The sequence below is a fragment of the Empedobacter sp. UBA7252 genome (genome assembly GCF_002472765.1).
Lineage (GTDB): Bacteria > Bacteroidota > Bacteroidia > Flavobacteriales > Weeksellaceae > Empedobacter > Empedobacter falsenii_B.
Window position 1 is genome coordinate 1 of the sequence record NZ_DKSQ01000007.1, and the last position, 16,499, is coordinate 16,499.

General features: G+C 31.6%; 16 protein-coding genes. 10 read left to right on the forward strand and 6 right to left on the reverse strand.

Going from position 1 to position 16,499, the window contains the following annotated elements:
- The first annotated feature begins 191 nt into the window (after window positions 1-191).
- Both B2X73_RS01780 and B2X73_RS01785 read left to right on the forward strand, forming a co-directional pair.
- Window positions 192-1,283: a slipin family protein gene (locus tag B2X73_RS01780; protein ID WP_219034698.1), complete on the forward strand. Its 1,092-nt coding sequence runs from the start codon at window positions 192-194 to the stop codon at window positions 1,281-1,283.
- A 17-nt stretch (window positions 1,284-1,300) separates the two neighbouring features.
- The gene (locus B2X73_RS01785; RefSeq protein WP_291050565.1) at window positions 1,301-2,746 is read left to right on the forward strand and encodes an RtcB family protein; all 1,446 of its coding nucleotides are present in this window, start codon (window positions 1,301-1,303) and stop codon (window positions 2,744-2,746) included.
- A gap of 43 nt (window positions 2,747-2,789) precedes the next feature.
- Here B2X73_RS01785 and hemF read toward each other — a convergent pair whose 3' ends face one another.
- Window positions 2,790-3,692: an oxygen-dependent coproporphyrinogen oxidase gene (hemF, locus tag B2X73_RS01790; RefSeq protein ID WP_115001274.1), complete on the reverse strand. Its 903-nt coding sequence runs from the start codon at window positions 3,690-3,692 to the stop codon at window positions 2,790-2,792.
- Window positions 3,693-3,749: 57 nt separating this feature from the next.
- A complete protein-coding gene (locus B2X73_RS01795; protein WP_125349044.1) occupies window positions 3,750-4,190 on the reverse strand; it encodes a hypothetical protein in 441 nt (146 codons plus the stop codon).
- Between the two features lie 272 nt (window positions 4,191-4,462).
- Here B2X73_RS01795 and B2X73_RS01800 point away from each other — a divergent pair, with 272 nt between their 5' ends.
- On the forward strand, window positions 4,463-5,416 hold the full coding sequence (locus tag B2X73_RS01800) for an isopenicillin N synthase family dioxygenase (RefSeq protein WP_125349043.1): 954 nt from the start codon (window positions 4,463-4,465) through the stop codon (window positions 5,414-5,416).
- Between the two features lie 60 nt (window positions 5,417-5,476).
- Here B2X73_RS01800 and B2X73_RS01805 read toward each other — a convergent pair whose 3' ends face one another.
- The 3 genes from B2X73_RS01805 to B2X73_RS01815 all read right to left on the reverse strand — a co-directional run bounded on the left by B2X73_RS01805 (window position 5,477) and on the right by B2X73_RS01815 (window position 8,381).
- Window positions 5,477-5,923 (reverse strand): hypothetical protein, encoded by a 447-nt coding sequence (locus B2X73_RS01805; protein ID WP_115001277.1) that lies wholly within the window; start codon window positions 5,921-5,923, stop codon window positions 5,477-5,479.
- Between the two features lie 117 nt (window positions 5,924-6,040).
- Window positions 6,041-6,613 carry a hypothetical protein gene (locus tag B2X73_RS01810; RefSeq protein ID WP_125349041.1) on the reverse strand — a complete coding sequence of 191 codons (573 nt, stop codon included), beginning with the start codon at window positions 6,611-6,613 and terminating at the stop codon, window positions 6,041-6,043.
- A gap of 463 nt (window positions 6,614-7,076) precedes the next feature.
- Window positions 7,077-8,381, reverse strand: a complete 1,305-nt coding sequence (locus B2X73_RS01815) for a M28 family metallopeptidase (RefSeq protein WP_291049058.1) — start codon at window positions 8,379-8,381, stop codon at window positions 7,077-7,079.
- 193 nt (window positions 8,382-8,574) lie between these two features.
- Between B2X73_RS01815 and B2X73_RS01820 the strand changes: the two genes are divergently transcribed.
- The 5 genes from B2X73_RS01820 (at window position 8,575) to B2X73_RS01840 (ending at window position 14,375) form a co-directional block, all read left to right on the forward strand.
- The gene (locus B2X73_RS01820) at window positions 8,575-9,753 is read left to right on the forward strand and encodes a thiolase family protein (protein ID WP_115001279.1); all 1,179 of its coding nucleotides are present in this window, start codon (window positions 8,575-8,577) and stop codon (window positions 9,751-9,753) included.
- Between the two features lie 157 nt (window positions 9,754-9,910).
- Window positions 9,911-10,864, forward strand: a complete 954-nt coding sequence (locus tag B2X73_RS01825) for an acetyl-CoA carboxylase carboxyltransferase subunit alpha (protein WP_038334644.1) — start codon at window positions 9,911-9,913, stop codon at window positions 10,862-10,864.
- Between the two features lie 99 nt (window positions 10,865-10,963).
- Window positions 10,964-12,523 carry a replicative DNA helicase gene (gene dnaB / locus B2X73_RS01830; protein WP_115001280.1) on the forward strand — a complete coding sequence of 520 codons (1,560 nt, stop codon included), beginning with the start codon at window positions 10,964-10,966 and terminating at the stop codon, window positions 12,521-12,523.
- Window positions 12,524-12,596: 73 nt separating this feature from the next.
- Window positions 12,597-12,854 carry a hypothetical protein gene (locus B2X73_RS01835; protein ID WP_125349038.1) on the forward strand — a complete coding sequence of 86 codons (258 nt, stop codon included), beginning with the start codon at window positions 12,597-12,599 and terminating at the stop codon, window positions 12,852-12,854.
- Window positions 12,855-13,001: 147 nt separating this feature from the next.
- A complete protein-coding gene (locus B2X73_RS01840; RefSeq protein WP_219034703.1) occupies window positions 13,002-14,375 on the forward strand; it encodes an NAD-dependent succinate-semialdehyde dehydrogenase in 1,374 nt (457 codons plus the stop codon).
- Window positions 14,376-14,436: 61 nt separating this feature from the next.
- On the opposite strand, the gene B2X73_RS01845 is transcribed toward B2X73_RS01840, so the two are convergent.
- Window positions 14,437-14,835, reverse strand: a complete 399-nt coding sequence (locus B2X73_RS01845) for a group III truncated hemoglobin (RefSeq protein ID WP_019975256.1) — start codon at window positions 14,833-14,835, stop codon at window positions 14,437-14,439.
- A 94-nt stretch (window positions 14,836-14,929) separates the two neighbouring features.
- Here B2X73_RS01845 and rbfA point away from each other — a divergent pair, with 94 nt between their 5' ends.
- Together rbfA and B2X73_RS01855 are read left to right on the forward strand one after the other, a co-directional pair.
- Entirely contained in the window at window positions 14,930-15,289 is a 360-nt protein-coding gene (gene rbfA, locus B2X73_RS01850) for a 30S ribosome-binding factor RbfA (protein WP_038334637.1), read from the forward strand.
- Window positions 15,289-16,473, forward strand: a complete 1,185-nt coding sequence (locus tag B2X73_RS01855) for an ABC transporter permease (protein ID WP_221855976.1) — start codon at window positions 15,289-15,291, stop codon at window positions 16,471-16,473. The genes rbfA and B2X73_RS01855 overlap by 1 nt, the downstream gene beginning before the upstream one ends.
- The last annotated feature ends 26 nt before the right edge of the window (window positions 16,474-16,499 follow it).

Below are 16,499 nucleotides of genomic sequence, written 5' to 3' on the forward strand. Positions count from 1 at the left end.
TGTCATAGAAATCAGAATGACAATAATTCGTCAATTCGAGTAATTTTTCGAAATGAAAATAAAGAAAAATTGTATCGAGAATAGAATTAAAAAATAGTCATCCTGAACTCGTTTCAGTATCTCATAATAAAGATTCTTCGACAGGCTCAGAATGACAAAAAAAATAGTAAAAACCTATAAAAAATAATAAAATGAAAAAATTAGCAATTAACAACCAAGAAATTGGAATCTATATCAAAAATAACGAAGTAGATAAAATTTACTCAAAAGGAAATTATTGGATTTTCTTTAATAAAAACATCGAAAAATTAAACATCAACGAAATAATTGATGAAAAATTCCACGCAATGATTTTGGAAAATGAAACATTAAAAAATATGGTAGATTTTATCGAAGTATTACATAACGAAGTGTTGATTATTTACAAAAACAATCAAATCTATGATTCTTTTTACAATAAAAACGTGATGATTTGGAAAAATTCGACTCAATTAAAAGCTATAAAATTTGACTTGAATTCTACTGACGAAATTAAGAATTTAACAAAAAGAGAAATTGATATTTTGAGAAAAGCTGGTGCAATTCGTATCATTTCTGTTGCGCCATATTTCGAAGGAATTTTATTTAAAGACAATGAATTTGATTCGGTTTTAAAAGCTGGTGAATACCTATTTTACAACAACGAAGTTAAAATCTCGATGGTATCTTTTGATATGCGTCCGCAAACAATTGAAATTTCGGGACAAGAAATTTTGACGAAAGATAAAGCGCAATTACGAATCAATTTTATGGTAAATTATCAAATTACTGATTTGTTAAACGCTTATCAATCGAACAAAGATTTCGAAAAAATGATTTATCAAGCGATTCAATTAGGTTTGAGAGAATTTATTGGAAACATGAATTTTGATGATTTGATGTCAGATAAAAATTCGGTAACGAATTATATCATTCAAAAATATCAAGCTGAATTCCAAGAAATTGGTCTAAAATTGATTGACGCAGGTATGAAAGACATTATTCTTCCTGGAGAAATAAGAGAAATTATGAACCGTGTTTTGATTGCCGAAAAAACGGCTCAAGCTAATTCGATTACGCGTCGTGAGGAAACTGCTTCAACAAGAAGCTTGTTGAATACAGCAAAATTAATGGAAGAAAACGAAACATTATGGAAATTGAAAGAGATGGAATACATCGAAAAAATTGCTGATAAAGTAGGAGAAATCTCAATTTCTGGTGGGTCGAATGTATTAAATGAACTAAAAACAATGTTTACAAAATAATATTCTAACCAAATTATATGAAAACAACCGAACAACAAAACAAACCAATTAATGGAATTGATTTGATTGCCTTGGGTTATCCTGAGAATGAAATTTTAGGAATTGCCTTAAAAATTAACCGAAAAAGAAATGGTTATACAAAAGCCGAAATGCTTGATAAATATGCGCAAGTTTTGTCTTCGCCACAAGATTTCTTAGAAGATAAAATTTTCAAAACGCTTGCAAATGGTTTTATCAATGGAATTCATTTACCTCAACAAGATGAAAACTTAATTGAATTGAATGAAAATCCGAACGATTTCAACATTTATGGTGCAAAAAATATTGAAGATGGTGCTTTAGAACAAATGAAAGTAGCCATGAAACTTCCTGTAACAGTTGCCGGCGCAATAATGCCAGATGCTCATCAAGGTTATGGTTTACCGATTGGCGGAGTTTTAGCAACAAAAAATGCAATTATTCCTTATGGTGTCGGCGTTGATATTGGATGTAGAATGGCTTTATCGATTTATGATTTACCTGCTTCTTATTATTTTAAGCATCATGATTCTTTAAAAAAAACTTTAATAAAAAACACAAAGTTTGGTGCAGGACATGGTTTTCATGGTCAATACAAAGCCGAACATCAGATTTTGGATGATGCAAAATTCGAAACAAATTCATTTATTCAAAATTTAAAAGATAAAGCGTGGTCGCAATTGGGTTCTTCTGGAGGAGGAAATCATTTTGTAGAATTTGGTCTGATTGATTTCAAAGAAGATGATAAGAAACTGAACATCAAAAAAGGTTCGTATTTAGCGTTATTAACGCATTCTGGATCGAGAGGTTTCGGTGCTACAATCGCTGGACATTATACAAAAATTGCAAAAGAAATTTGTAAACTTCCTTATAAAGCACAAAATTTAGCTTATTTGGATTTGGATTCTGCAGAAGGTCAAGAATATTGGATTACGATGAATTTGGCTGGTGAATATGCTTCGGCTTGTCACGAAATTATTCATCAAAAAATTAAAAAATCTATCGGTGCAGAAGTTTTAGCTAAAGTAGAAAATCATCATAATTTTGCTTGGAAAGAAATTTACAATGGCGAAGAAGTAATTGTTCATCGAAAAGGTGCAACACCAGCTTCTAAAGATGTGATGGGAATTATTCCAGGTTCAATGACTGCGCCAGGATTTTTGGTTCGCGGAAAAGGTGAAGAAAATTCTATTCATTCGGCTTCTCATGGTGCTGGTCGAAAGATGAGCCGAACACAAGCAATTAAATCATTATCACAAAACAAGATAAACGATTATTTGAATGATTTTGGAATTACACTAATTGGAGGCGGAAAAGATGAAGCGCCGATGGCGTATAAAGATATTCACGAAGTAATGGCTGCACAACAAGATCTGGTTGATGTTGTGGCTACTTTTACACCTAAAATGGTCAGAATGGCAGATGACGGATCGAGAGAAGATTAAAAAAATGCCTGAACAAATGTTCAGGCATTTTATATTTTATTGATTAAATCCAATCTTTTGGATGTTTCAAAACATCGACTAATTTATATTCTTCCGAACCTTCTTCTGGTTGGTGATTATAGTGCCATTGTACATGTTTTGGCAAACTCATCAAAATAGATTCTATTCGTCCATTTGTTTTCAAACCAAATAAAGTTCCTCTATCATGAATTAGATTAAATTCCACATAACGACCTCTTCTAATTTCTTGCCATTCCTTTTGTTCATCAGAAAATTCATCATTTTTGTGCTTTTCAACTATCGGAATATACGCTTCTAAAAATGAGTTTCCTACTTCCGTTACAAAATCATACCATTGTTCAACTGTTTTTTCTGAAGTTGGTTTCAAGTAATCAAAAAACAAACCTCCTATTCCACGGGCTTCTTCACGATGAGTATTCCAAAAATATTTATCACATTCCTCTTTATACTTCGGATAAAAAGCCACATCATGCGCATCACAACTTTTTTTACAGATTGTATGCCAATGCATCACATCTTCTTCATCCAAATAATACGGTGTTAAATCTTGACCTCCTCCAAACCATTGATCGACAATATTTCCATCTTTATCATACATTTCGAAATATCTCCAATTCGCATGAGTCGTCGGAATATGTGGACTTGTTGGATGAATAACCAAACTCAATCCACAAGCAAAAAATTTACCTGACGAAACATTTAACGCTTTTTGCATTGTTTCTGGTAATTCTCCATAAACTTTTGAAATATTAACGCCAGCTTTCTCAAAAACAGCTCCGTCAGTTAAAACACATGAAAGACCTCCGCCGCCTTCTTCGCGTTCCCAACTATCTCTTAAAAATTTAGCTTTACCATCAACTTGTTCAAGTTTAGTAATAATTTTATTTTGTAAGTCTTGTATATATTGAAAAAATTGATCTTTCATCATAAATATTTTTGCAAATATAGAATGATTGATAACGATTAGAAAGAAGATTAATAATTAACTTCTCACAAATGCATATTGAAATGGAACTTTTATAGTGGTTTTTATAAATTTCCCTTCATTATTCTTTGCTGGAATAATTTTATATTTACCTCCTTTAATTCTCTCATTTAATCTAAATAAAGACTTTTCTAAGATATCTTTCGTATCCTCACTTCCTTCAAAATCAGAAATAGAAATTACACCATTTTCATCAAAAGTAAAATTGAATTCAGCTTTAAGAAGATAATTTGTAATTAAGTTTCTCGACCTTAATTCCGTACTTACCATTTTATAAAAATCTTTTCTAAAATTTTGTTTAAAACATTTATTCAACTCCTCATTTCCCTTCTGTTCAACTTTTTTACAACTTAGATATATCAAAGGAGTTTTTATAGACTCTTGTGAAAACAACATTATGCTAATACAAACAAAAAATACAAATAAATATTTCTTCATATTCTTAAAATTAATTCATATTATTTAAAACAACTATTATTAATAACTATTTATAATGTAATTTTAATAAATTATATTTATCAAGATAGAAATTATCAAAACCTATGTTTAAAATCATATTTTACTTATAATTAATATTTTAAACAATTAGAACCATTTAAACGACTTAGTTTTGCATCAAACCAACAGTTGATTAAAAAAGTTATTAACAATATTATTCACAAAAGAAATCTTTCTATACCTTTGCAGAAGAAATTTTATAAAAAATATAAATGTCACAAAACGGAATTCCATCGGTTAATTTAGCAGACTTTTTATCTGATGATCCTGCAAGAAAACAAAAATTTGTCAACGAAATTGGTAAAGCATACGAAGAAATAGGATTCGTTGCTTTGAAAGGACATTTTTTATCTGACGAATTAGTTGAAAATTTATATAAAAGCGTTCGCGAATTTTACGCTTTACCTACAGAAACAAAACAAAGTTATGTAGTTGAAGGAATTGGTGGTCAACGCGGTTATACAGCTTTCGGTAACGAACATGCAAAAGGTAGAACCGTTGGTGACTTGAAAGAATTTTGGCATTTTGGACAGTATTTATCTGAAGAAGATAAAGCGAAATACAACTATCCAGAAAATGTTGATGTAAATGAAGTTCCAGGTTTTAACACTTATGGTGAAGAAACATACAAACAATTAGAAAAAACAGGAGTTTACGTTTTACGTGCTTTGGCTTTATTCTTAGGTTTAGACGAGTTTTACTTTGATGATAAAGTAAAAAACGGAAACTCTATTTTGAGAGCAATTCACTATCCTCCTATCACAGAAGAGCCTAAAGATGCAGTTCGTGCTGGTGCCCACGGTGATATTAACCTGATTACATTGTTAATGGGAGCGCAAGGTCGTGGATTACAAGTGCAACGTCACGATGGAACTTGGGTTGATGCTATTGCTGCTGACGACGAATTGGTGATTAATGTTGGTGATATGTTATCTCGTCACACAAACAACAGATTAAAATCAACAATTCACCAAGTGGTTAATCCAGAGAAAGAATTATGGGGAACATCTCGTTTTTCTATTCCATTCTTTATGCATCCAGTTTCTGAAATGGATTTATCTGTTTTAGAAGATTGTGTAACAGAAGAAAATCCAAAACAATTTGAAGATATTACAGCTGGAGATTTCTTGACTCAGCGTTTAAGAGAAATTGGTTTAATTAAATAAGCCATATTTAATCTATTATTTCATAAAAAAGAGAGTTGATTTTGTCAACTCTCTTTTCATTTACATGCCTCTTACATACATGTTGTAGTTAAAAATATCCAAACACAACAAAGTGTATTTATAATCATTTTTATTGATATTCACTTCCAAAACTGGATCCGAATTATAAAATCTAATTTTTAGATTATCATTCTTATCCAATAATAAATAAATAGAGGAAATCGTTGGACGAATATCATTCATCCAATTTTTTAAAGATTCTTTTGAATCTTTAATCAACTCAAATTTTTGAAAATATTCGTGAAAAAAATTCTCTAAACGTTGCACTTGTGTCAAACGATCCAATTCACGATATAAATCGATAAAAACGCATAATTTTTCGCGCTTTGGACAAACACATGGATATGGATGTTCTCCATTATAAAGCCATCTTTGCCACTTTTTACAAGACGTTTGTTCTATTGCTTTCTCAAATTCATCTTCGTATTTTAAAAGCCACCAATTCATACGGCAAATCCGTAAATTGCCTTTTGATAACTGCAAAAGCTCGTCTATATAAGCGCTAACGTTTAACATCAATTAAAAATTTGAGTCTTGCTAATTTACAACTTTTCTGATTGAATTTTAATGTTTTAATAATAATTTTTCAAATTTTAGAATCTTAAATTGCTCATCAAACAAAACGTTATAAAAGAACATTTTTTCCTTCATCGTTTTATTTTTCATTTGCACATTTCGAACTGGAATTAAGACGTTAAATTGAAATTCTCTATCCTTCTCAAAATGATTAACAGCCGCATAATAAATCAAATTGTACCACGAATCGATTGGTGCATAAATCCCATAAAAGTCAGGATATAACGCATCTGCTTCATCTTTGTAAACATTGGTAATCGAATAATTATCAATCTCAAATTTCGAAACGCATTTATAGGTTGTTAATTTAGAACAAATTGAAGTGTCTTGTAGATATTTCGCCGAATCTAATTTCAGCCCAAATTCGTCCATTTTATAATCTTCAAACTTATTAATCGTAGGATCTACCACAATTTTTTTGTTCGGAAATTCTAAACTTTGTTTTTGGATATCTTGTAAAATAGTATCGTAAATTTTTGTTCGAATTTGATTTGGGTTAACATTTTGCGCATCAACAAATAACACAATATGTAAGGAAAAAACCAATAAAAAAAGTCTCATTTTGGCGTTTTGGTTTAAAATTTGTTTAAATTTATGAAGTCTTTACGATTCAAAAATCAAATTTAGTTGAAAAGATTTCAAATCTTATCATTTCATCATATTTTCGTAAACAAATAGTTAAAAAGGTGTTAAAGTACGCTTTCATACAATTACACTTTAACTATTATTGTTTATTTTTAACAAATTAATACAAAGTTTAATATCCGACAACAAACGTTTATTATAAATATTCTCTATAACTATTATAAATAAAATCTTTTACAATTTTTCCAAACAAGACATAAAAGTTAGACATTTGCAGTGTCAAATAATTTATTCATAGATAGTAAGACAAAGAGTAACAACGAGTATAACGAAATTGATTTATGAAGTTTGGAATTACTCGCACTCTTTTTACTTTTTAGAGTTTTTTATAGTAGTTTAGGTTGGTTAGTAATCCGTTCACTTTGAACGGATTATTTTTTTATAGCTTATCAATAAAAGCTTTCAACAAATTATATACTTTTTCAGAGGAACTCAAATCCAAACTTTCAGCTGTATCATTGGGATCATGATAAAAACCTTTTCCTCCTAATGTGTAAATAAAAAACGACGGAACACCTTTCAAATAAAACGGACAATGATCGGAATTACACGATTCTCCTCGAATTTTAACTTCTTTTAGGTATTTATTTGTTTGATTGAATTCAACTAATTTTTCAAATTGATTTTTAAAAACTTTACCATTCACAACTTGAATTCCTTGATCGCCCGCTCCCATAATATCTAAATTGACTAAAAATTTGATTTGATTCAATGGAAAAAGAGGATGATTAACATAATAATCTGCGCCTAAAATCCCCGCTTCTTCACCTGCAAAAGCCATAAAAACTGTTCTATAATTAGGCTGATGTTTTGAATAATACTTCATCAGCGCCATCATCATTGCAGTTCCGCTCGCATTATCACTCGCTCCAGGAAAAATAGTTTGTCCAACTTTCCCTAAATGATCATAATGAGCAGAAATCACAATTACGCTATCATTGTTCTTTCCGTCAATGTAACCAATTATATTATTTGCTTCGAATGAATTATTTAACTCTGAATCAATAGAATAATCGTTTATTTTTAAATTTTTAGAATAAAATTTATCCGAAATAATAAATTCTGAAATAGAAGATTGTCGTTGACTAAGACTTGAAGTCAATTTATCTGATGTAAATCTAAAAATCGCTCGATTTTTATTTTCATTTTTCTCATAAATATTCGCCCATTGTTTGTAATATTTCTGAATAGAATCTACAGAAGTCACTAAAGGCGGCAAAATAATATGTTTTCCTTTTTGCGATTCATCATCTTTCACAATAAAATCCCTCGTTTTATCTTTCGACTGAAAAGATTCCACATAGGCTTTTGTGTCAAAAATATAAAAAGGTGAATTGGTTTTCGAAATTGATTTAGAAATTGGTTTTACAATAAAATCAATTCCATATTTTAATTCTTTTCCATTAATTTTCAGTTTTGCATCTTTGATAATATTAATCGGAAAAGTAAATGTTTGATTATAACGATTAGAAAAAGACTTCAATCCATTTTTTTGAAATTCGTTTTGTAAATAAATTCCAGCATTTGTCATTCCATTTTCTACATAACCTCTGCCAGCAAACGAATTTGACGTAAGCGAATCTAAAATTGATTTAAAATATTTTTGATCAAAGGTTTGCGCATTTCCGATTGTAATTACAAAACACGAAATCAAACCAAATAATATCATTTTATTCTTCAGCATTTTAATCATTTTATTCTTCAAAAAATATTCTATTCTAAGATAATTATCATTTTAACAAAAAAAATCAATTATCTATATTAAGTCAATAACAAATTTAAAAAATCTTTAAAAAGTAAATCAAATTAATACTACTATAAATTTTATATCTTGCATTATTAAGTTATCATAATAAAAACAACAAATCACAAATTAAATGAAAGAAGTCGTAATAGTTTCAGCTGTTCGTACAGCAATGGGATCTTTTTTGGGAAGTTTATCTAACGTTCCAGCTACAGATTTAGGCGCAACAGCTATTAAAGGAGCTTTAGATAAAATCAACTTAGATGGATCTTTGGTTGATGAAGTATATATGGGAAATGTATTGCAAGCTGGTGAAGGACAAGCACCTGCTAAGCAAGCAATGATAAAAGCAGGTTTACCAAATACAATTCCTGCAACAACGGTAAACAAAGTTTGTGCCTCTGGTATGAAAGCTGTAATGTTTGCTACACAAGCAATTCGTTTAGGTGACGCAGATGTTGTAGTTGCTGGAGGAATGGAAAACATGTCGATGGTTCCTTTCTATTCACCAAATGCAAGAACTGGAAATAAATACGGAAATACTGTTTTGTTAGATGGAATTGTGAACGATGGTTTACAAGATTACTACAGCAAAGAAATGATGGGACTTTTCGGAGATACTTGTGCAACTGAGTTCAATATTTCTCGTGAAGAGCAAGATGAGTTTGCAATTAATTCTTACAAAAAATCTGCTGCTGCTTGGGCTGCTGGAAAATTTGACAACGAAGTTGTTCCTGTAGAAATTCCTCAACGCAAAGGAGAACCAGTTATTTTTAAAGAAGACGAAGAATATAAAAATGTAAACTTTGATAAAGTTCCAGGTTTGCGCGCTGTTTTCTCTAAAGACGGAACTGTAACTGCTGCAAATGCTTCTACAATTAATGATGGAGCTTCTGCTTTAGTATTAATGTCTTTAGATAAAGCAAACGAATTAGGATTAAAACCTCTTGCAAAAGTTATTGCTTATGCTGATGCTTCTCAAGAACCTTCAAAATTTACAACTGCACCAGCTAAAGCGGTTGAAAAATTATTGAAAAAAGCAAATATGACAGCTGCTGATGTTGATTTCTGGGAATTTAACGAAGCGTTTTCAGTTGTTGGAATTGCAAATACTAAATTATTAAACCTTGATGCTTCTAAAGTCAATGTAAATGGTGGTGCGGTTTCTATTGGTCATCCACTTGGAAATTCTGGATCAAGAATTTTGGTTACATTATTAAATGTTTTAGAGCAAAACGGAGGAAAAATTGGTGGTGCAGCTATCTGTAATGGTGGCGGTGGAGCATCTGCAATGATTATCGAAAAAATCTAATTTTAGATCAAATACACGATGAAAGCGTCTAATCTGTAGACGCTTTTTTATCTTTTGAAATTAAAATACTTGTAAAAAATCTGAAAAACATTCGACATTTATTATAATTGGCTTAAAAACCTTTTCTATATTTGTTGGATTGAACAAACACTTTTGTATGGAATATTTAGAATTTGAACAACCTATCAAAGATTTAGAAGAACAGTTACAAAGCTGTCAAATCGTCGGCGAAGGAAGCGGTGTTAACATCAAACAGGCTTGCGTTGAAATTGAAATTGCAATTGAAAATAAAAAGAAGGAAATCTATGGTAATTTAACGCCATGGCAACGTGTACAATTGTCTCGTCATCCTTCTCGCCCTTATACTTTAGACTACGCTTACGCGATCACAGATAACACGTTTATCGAAATTCACGGAGATAGAACTTTTGCTGATGATAAAGCAATGGTTGGTGGTATGGGAAAAATCAATGGTCAAACTTTTATGATTATTGGTCAACAAAAAGGAAAAAATACCAAAGAAAGACAATATCGTCGTTTCGGAATGTCTAATCCAGATGGTTACCGCAAAGCTTTACGTTTGATGAAGTTAGCAGAAAAGTTTAATATTCCTGTCTTGACTTTAGTCGACACTCCTGGTGCATATCCTGGTTTAGAAGCTGAAGAAAGAGGTCAAGGTGAAGCTATCGCTAAAAACATCTACGAAATGTTGAAACTTACAGTTCCTATCATTACAATTGTAATTGGTGAAGGAGCTTCAGGTGGAGCATTAGGAATTGGAGTTGGGAACAAAGTTTTCATGTTAGAAAACACTTGGTATTCTGTAATTTCACCAGAAAACTGTTCTACAATTTTATGGAGAAGTTGGGATTACAAAGAGCAAGCTGCTTCGCAAATGAAATTAACTGGTCCTGATATGTTAGAATTAGGATTAATTGAAGACATCATTCAAGAACCGCTTGGTGGAGCACACTACAAACCAGAAGTTGCGTACACAAACTTGAAAAATAAAGTTTTAGACACTTACAACGAATTGAAAAAACTTTCTCCAAAAGAATTACAACAACAACGTCAAGAACGTTACATCAAATTCGGAGAATTTTCAGGATAAAATATTGTTTTACAATAATACTTATTGTAGAATATACAATTTTAAAACGAGATATAAAATTAGTTATATCTCGTTTTTTTATTTAATTTTGAAACTCTTATGGAACAAGCAAATTATAATCCCGAAATACCAGCTAACAAGCACAATGTCATTGGTTTAGAGAAAGGTAAACTTCCTCCACAAGCTGTTGATTTAGAGCAAGCTGTACTTGGTGCGATGATGATTGATAAAAAAGGGTTGGATGAAGTCATTGACATTCTTACACCGCAAGTTTTTTATCGTCCAGAGCATCAAGCGATTTATGCTGTCATTCAAAAATTATTTAACGATTCAGAACCTATTGATTTATTAACGGTTTCGAATGAGTTGAAAAGTGAAGGCAAATTAGATCGTGTTGGCGGTGATTATTATTTGATTCAATTAACGCAAAAAGTTTCTTCTTCTGCACACGTGGAGTATTATGCTCGTGTCATTCAAGAAAAATATATTCTTCGTCGTTTAATTGAAATTTCGAATCAAGTCATTGAAAAATCATACGATGATACTGCCGATGTATTTGATTTACTGGATTATTCTGAATCGAAATTATTCGAAATTACAGAAGGTGGAATCAAGCGTAGTTATTCGGAAGCAAGAGATTTAGTTACAGAAGCGATTGACAAAATTAAAGCCCAATCTACCAAAGAAGGAATGTCTGGTTTATCTTCTGGATTTACAGAAATTGATAAAATTACTTCGGGTTGGCAAGAATCGGATTTGATTATCTTAGCCGCTCGTCCTGGTATGGGGAAAACCGCTTTTATCCTTTCGATGGCGAAAAATATGACGGTGGACAAAAATATTCCAGTTGCTGTTTTTTCATTAGAGATGTCTTCTGTTCAGTTGATTACGCGTATGATTTCGGGTGAAACTGGAATTTCGGGTGAAAAATTGCGTAAAGCAAAATTAGCCGATCACGAATGGAAACAATTATATACAAAAGTAAAAGGTCTTGAAAATGCACCGCTTTACATTGACGATACGCCTGCCCTTTCTATCTTCGATTTAAGAGCAAAAGCGCGTCGTTTGGTTTCTCAACATGGTGTAAAAATGATTTTGATTGACTACTTACAGTTAATGACTGCTGGTGGAAAAGCAAATGGAAACCGTGAGCAAGAAATTTCGATGATTTCGCGCTCCTTAAAAGCAATCGCAAAAGAGTTAAGTATTCCTGTTATTGCACTTTCGCAGTTATCTCGTTCGGTAGAAACTCGTGGAGGAAGCAAGCGTCCATTATTATCGGATTTACGTGAATCTGGAGCGATTGAGCAAGATGCCGATATCGTTTCGTTTATTTATCGTCCCGAATATTATAAATTAGAATATTGGGATGATGAAAGTGAACCTTGCGCTGGTCAAGCCGAATTTATCATTGCTAAACACCGTAATGGTGCGTTAGAAAATGTGCGTCTACGATTCATTAATGAGCAAGCTAAATTTACCGATTTAGAAACTTCATTTGGTGGAGATTTCGAAATTCAAAGCTCGATGAATGATGGTTCTCAAGAAATGGGAAGTGCAATGAATTTATCTGCTATCGATCCTTCTGATGCTTTTGGAGATTTCGGCGGAGAATTCACAAGTTCGATGAACAACGACGACGATAATTTACCGTTTTAAAAGAATGATTTTATTTTGAACGAATTGTTCTATTAAGATTTGATAATTTTAATCAATCATAAATATTTACTTTATGAAAAAGAATCTAGAATTTATTGCAGAACTTTATGGTTGGATTCAAATCTTTATATCACCCTTTATTATTGGCTTCATAATTGGATTGTTGATTTATTTTCAAAATAAATCAATTTCTAATTTAATTATTGGTTCTATCTTCATTCTAACAGGATTAATATTAGGAATTATTTTAGCAAATAAAAAAATGAAAAGTAAAAACGGAACAATTTGGTTTTTATCACGAACAAATTCAGCAACTGATTTAGATAAATAATCATTCTTCTAATTTCTATTGTTCATTTATACTTACTTTATTGTTCAAACCTTCTAAAATCTCATCAACTATCAGTTTTATTTATCCTAAAAGTTTTGTTAGGAACGAGAATTGCTACAACTTTGTATACATTAAATAAAGAGTGAAATGGCAAGTTCAATCAGAACATTAAATCCTGCTACAGGTAAAATCGAAAAAGAATTTCAAGCCTACACAAGCGAAGAAATCAATCAATATATAGACGACGCAAACGAATTATATCAAACATGGCGATTCGAATCTTTCGAAGAAAGAAAAGCTGTAATGAAACGTGTCGCAAACGAAATGCGTAAGCAAAAAGCTCGATTAGCTGCTTTGATTACAACAGAAATGGGAAAACCATTGTATGAAAGTGAAATCGAAATTGATTATAGTGCAAATATCATCGAATATTACGCTGATAATGCAGAAGAATTCTTGGCAAATGTTCCTATACAAACAGAAAAAGGTGACGCTTATGTGGTTTCAGAACCTATTGGTGTGTTATTAGGTGTCATGCCTTGGAACTTTCCTTTTTCTCAAATTGCACGTTTTGCTGGGCCTCACATTATGGCTGGTAACACAGTTGTTTTGAAAACGGCTTCTAATATTCCGCAATGTGGAATCGCTTTCGAAGAAATGTTTACTGCTGCTGGCGCTCCAAAAGGTTTGTACAAAAACTTATTGATGTCAGGAAAAGACACAGATTCGATTATTAATAATCCAAAAATTGTTGGTGTATCTTTAACTGGTTCAGAAGCTGCTGGTGCAGAGGTTGCAAGTATCGCTGGTAAAAATGTAAAACCTTCGGTTTTAGAACTTGGTGGTTCTGATCCAATGATCGTTTTGAATGATGCGGATATCGAAAAAGTGATGAACGGAACCATTAACGGTCGTTTACGTAATGCTGGACAAGCTTGTACTTCTTCGAAACGTATTATAGTACAAGAAGGTATTTACGATGAATATTTGAAAAAAATTACGGACTATATAAACGGAATGAAAGTTGGCGACCCTACACATGCTGACACCAATATGGGACCTGTAAGTTCGGAAAGCGCGTTAGAAAAATTATTGGATCAAATTAATGATTCAGCTAATAAAGGAGCAACAATTGTTTCAGGAGGAAAACGTATTGATCGTGATGGGTTCTTTTTACAACCAACAATTTTAACAGATTTAAAACCTGGAATGAAGGCCTATGACGAAGAAGTTTTTGGACCTGTAGTTTGTATTTGGAAAGTGAAGGATGTAGAAGAAGCAATCAAAATTGCGAATGATACGCCTTACGGATTAGGTGCTTCTATTTATACAGAAGATGTTCCGAATGCGGAGAAAATCGCTCGTAGAATAGATTCGGGAATGGTTTACGTAAACAAACAAGTTTCTTCAAGCCCAGATTTACCTTTCGGTGGTGTGAAACATTCGGGTTACGGACGCGAACTTTCTAAAGCTGGAATTATGGAGTTTATCAATAAAAAATTAATCATGATTGCGAAATAATTTTTCAATCATTAATCAAATTATACAAAAAAAATGCAACTTTTATGAAGCTGCATTTTTTTTATTGAATAAACCCTTGTTTTTGTTCCATTTGGTCAATTTTGAAAAGAATTAAATCACGCATAATTTTTGCTCTATTTTTTGCTTCATTTGCTATTTCTCCTTCAAATTTTTCGTCAATTATTCCGTACCACAATTCAATCCAACGCTCGAAATGATGCGGTTTTAATTTCTCTTTCTGACTCAAAACCAAATGTGTTCGCATTGGCCAACCTTCAAAAGTTGCTTTTCCTAATAAAACAGTTTCCCAAAACTGAATCATATGCGGCAAATGTTCGTCCCAATTTACCTTTGCAACTTCCGAAAAAAAGTAACCAATGACATCATCTTTTTGCACTTTATCGTAAAACGTATTTACCAATAAAGCAACATCTTCTGAAGTTTCGATATCTTTTTTCATTAAAACAAATTTACAAAGAACTTAATTCAATTCATCAATGTTTTTAATCACGAAAAAATGCAGTAATTTTACAGTCTCATAAAAATGAATAAAATTGGATAGCAATAGACAACAAAAAGTAAGTAAATTATTTCAAGAAGAATTAGCAGAAGCTTTTAGAAAATGGGCTGTAAAGGAATTCCCTGGAAATTTGATTAGTGTTACAGAAGTAAAAGTAACACCAGATTTGAGCGTTTCTAAAATCTATGTAAGTATTTTTCCAAGTACTCAAAAAGACGAAATTTTCAAAGAAATTAGAGTTAATACACCATTATTTAGAGGAATTTTATCAAAAAGTGCTTCTAAACAAATGCGTATTACACCAGAATTAATTTTCATTTTAGATAATTCGTTAGACGAAATGGATAAAATCGACAAAGCGCTAAGAGGAGAAGGAAATAATCCAATCTTATAATGAGAAACATTTCACTTTACATTGCGAAACGCTACATTTTTTCGAAAACGAATACAAACGCCGTAAACATTATTACATCGATTGCTGTTGGTGCTATTCTGGTTGCTACAGCGGCTTTATTTATTATTTTATCCGTTTTTTCGGGATTAGAAAAAATGAATTTAAAGTATTATAGCAATGTAAATCCTGAAATTAAAATATCACCTTCGAAAGGAAAAGTATTGGACAGTTTAACTTTTGTTGTGGATCAATTGAAGCAACAAAAAGATGTCAAAGCTTTTTCTAAAATCATCGAAGAAAAAGTCTACATCGATTACAAAGGAAAGCAAGATATTGCCTATTTGAAAGGTGTTGACGAAAATTTCACCAAAATTACACGTTTAGATACGGTAATTTATGGTGGACAATATTTAGACTTTAATCGCGATGATAATTTTATTGTTTCGAATGGAATTGCAGAGCGTTTGCAACTTTATATCGATCCGATAACGCCAGCAGATTTGATGATGCCAAAAGCTGGAACAGGTCTAATAAAACAAGAAAGCGATGCTTTTACACGCAAAGATGCGTACAGTGTTGGCGTGTTTATTTTGAACGAACAATACGACAAACACATATTTACAACTTTAGGTTTGGCGCAAGAATTATTGTTGTTAAACGAAAATCAATGTTATTCGATTGAGGTAAAAACGACTGGAAAAAAATCGTTTAACGAAGTAAAAATTCAACTTCAAAAAATATTAGGTTCTCATTATAAAATCGAAACCAGACAAGATTTAGATTCAGCTTTCTTAAAAGTAATGAATATGGAAAATTTAATCAGTTACTTGATTTTTACGTTAGTCATTATCATTGCATGTTTCAATTTGGCAGGAACAATTATTATCTTGATTTTGGATAAAAAGAAAGAAATTCAGACGATGTATAGTTTTGGATTATCACGAAAAAACATTCGTAATATTTTCTTTCAAACTGGTTTTATTATCACCCTTATCGCGATGACAACAGGTTTATTAATCGCCTCTGTTATTGGATTATTACAAATAGATTTTGGTTTGGTTATGGCTTCGCCAACTGTTCCATTTCCATTTATCTTTTCTGTCGAAAATTTTGTTGCAGTTATTGTAACTGTTTTAGGTTTGGGAAGCTTAGTTTCGTGGATCGTTTCCAGACAAGTGAAATAAAAAATATTAAGACATAAAAAAAGCTT

Bases quoted from the DNA above. Each gene is read 5' to 3' on its own strand.
- B2X73_RS01780 (WP_219034698.1), top strand. From the start codon at position 192: ATGAAAAAATTAGCAATTAACAACCAAGAAATTGGAATCTATATCAAA.
- B2X73_RS01785 (WP_291050565.1), top strand. From the start codon at position 1,301: ATGAAAACAACCGAACAACAAAACAAACCAATTAATGGAATTGATTTG.
- hemF (WP_115001274.1), bottom strand. From the start codon at position 3,692: ATGAAAGATCAATTTTTTCAATATATACAAGACTTACAAAATAAAATT.
- B2X73_RS01795 (WP_125349044.1), bottom strand. From the start codon at position 4,190: ATGAAGAAATATTTATTTGTATTTTTTGTTTGTATTAGCATAATGTTG.
- B2X73_RS01800 (WP_125349043.1), top strand. From the start codon at position 4,463: ATGTCACAAAACGGAATTCCATCGGTTAATTTAGCAGACTTTTTATCT.
- B2X73_RS01805 (WP_115001277.1), bottom strand. From the start codon at position 5,923: ATGAATTGGTGGCTTTTAAAATACGAAGATGAATTTGAGAAAGCAATA.
- B2X73_RS01810 (WP_125349041.1), bottom strand. From the start codon at position 6,613: ATGAGACTTTTTTTATTGGTTTTTTCCTTACATATTGTGTTATTTGTT.
- B2X73_RS01815 (WP_291049058.1), bottom strand. From the start codon at position 8,381: ATGCTGAAGAATAAAATGATATTATTTGGTTTGATTTCGTGTTTTGTA.
- B2X73_RS01820 (WP_115001279.1), top strand. From the start codon at position 8,575: ATGAAAGAAGTCGTAATAGTTTCAGCTGTTCGTACAGCAATGGGATCT.
- B2X73_RS01825 (WP_038334644.1), top strand. From the start codon at position 9,911: ATGGAATATTTAGAATTTGAACAACCTATCAAAGATTTAGAAGAACAG.
- dnaB (WP_115001280.1), top strand. From the start codon at position 10,964: ATGGAACAAGCAAATTATAATCCCGAAATACCAGCTAACAAGCACAAT.
- B2X73_RS01835 (WP_125349038.1), top strand. From the start codon at position 12,597: ATGAAAAAGAATCTAGAATTTATTGCAGAACTTTATGGTTGGATTCAA.
- B2X73_RS01840 (WP_219034703.1), top strand. From the start codon at position 13,002: ATGGCAAGTTCAATCAGAACATTAAATCCTGCTACAGGTAAAATCGAA.
- B2X73_RS01845 (WP_019975256.1), bottom strand. From the start codon at position 14,835: ATGAAAAAAGATATCGAAACTTCAGAAGATGTTGCTTTATTGGTAAAT.
- B2X73_RS01855 (WP_221855976.1), top strand. From the start codon at position 15,289: ATGAGAAACATTTCACTTTACATTGCGAAACGCTACATTTTTTCGAAA.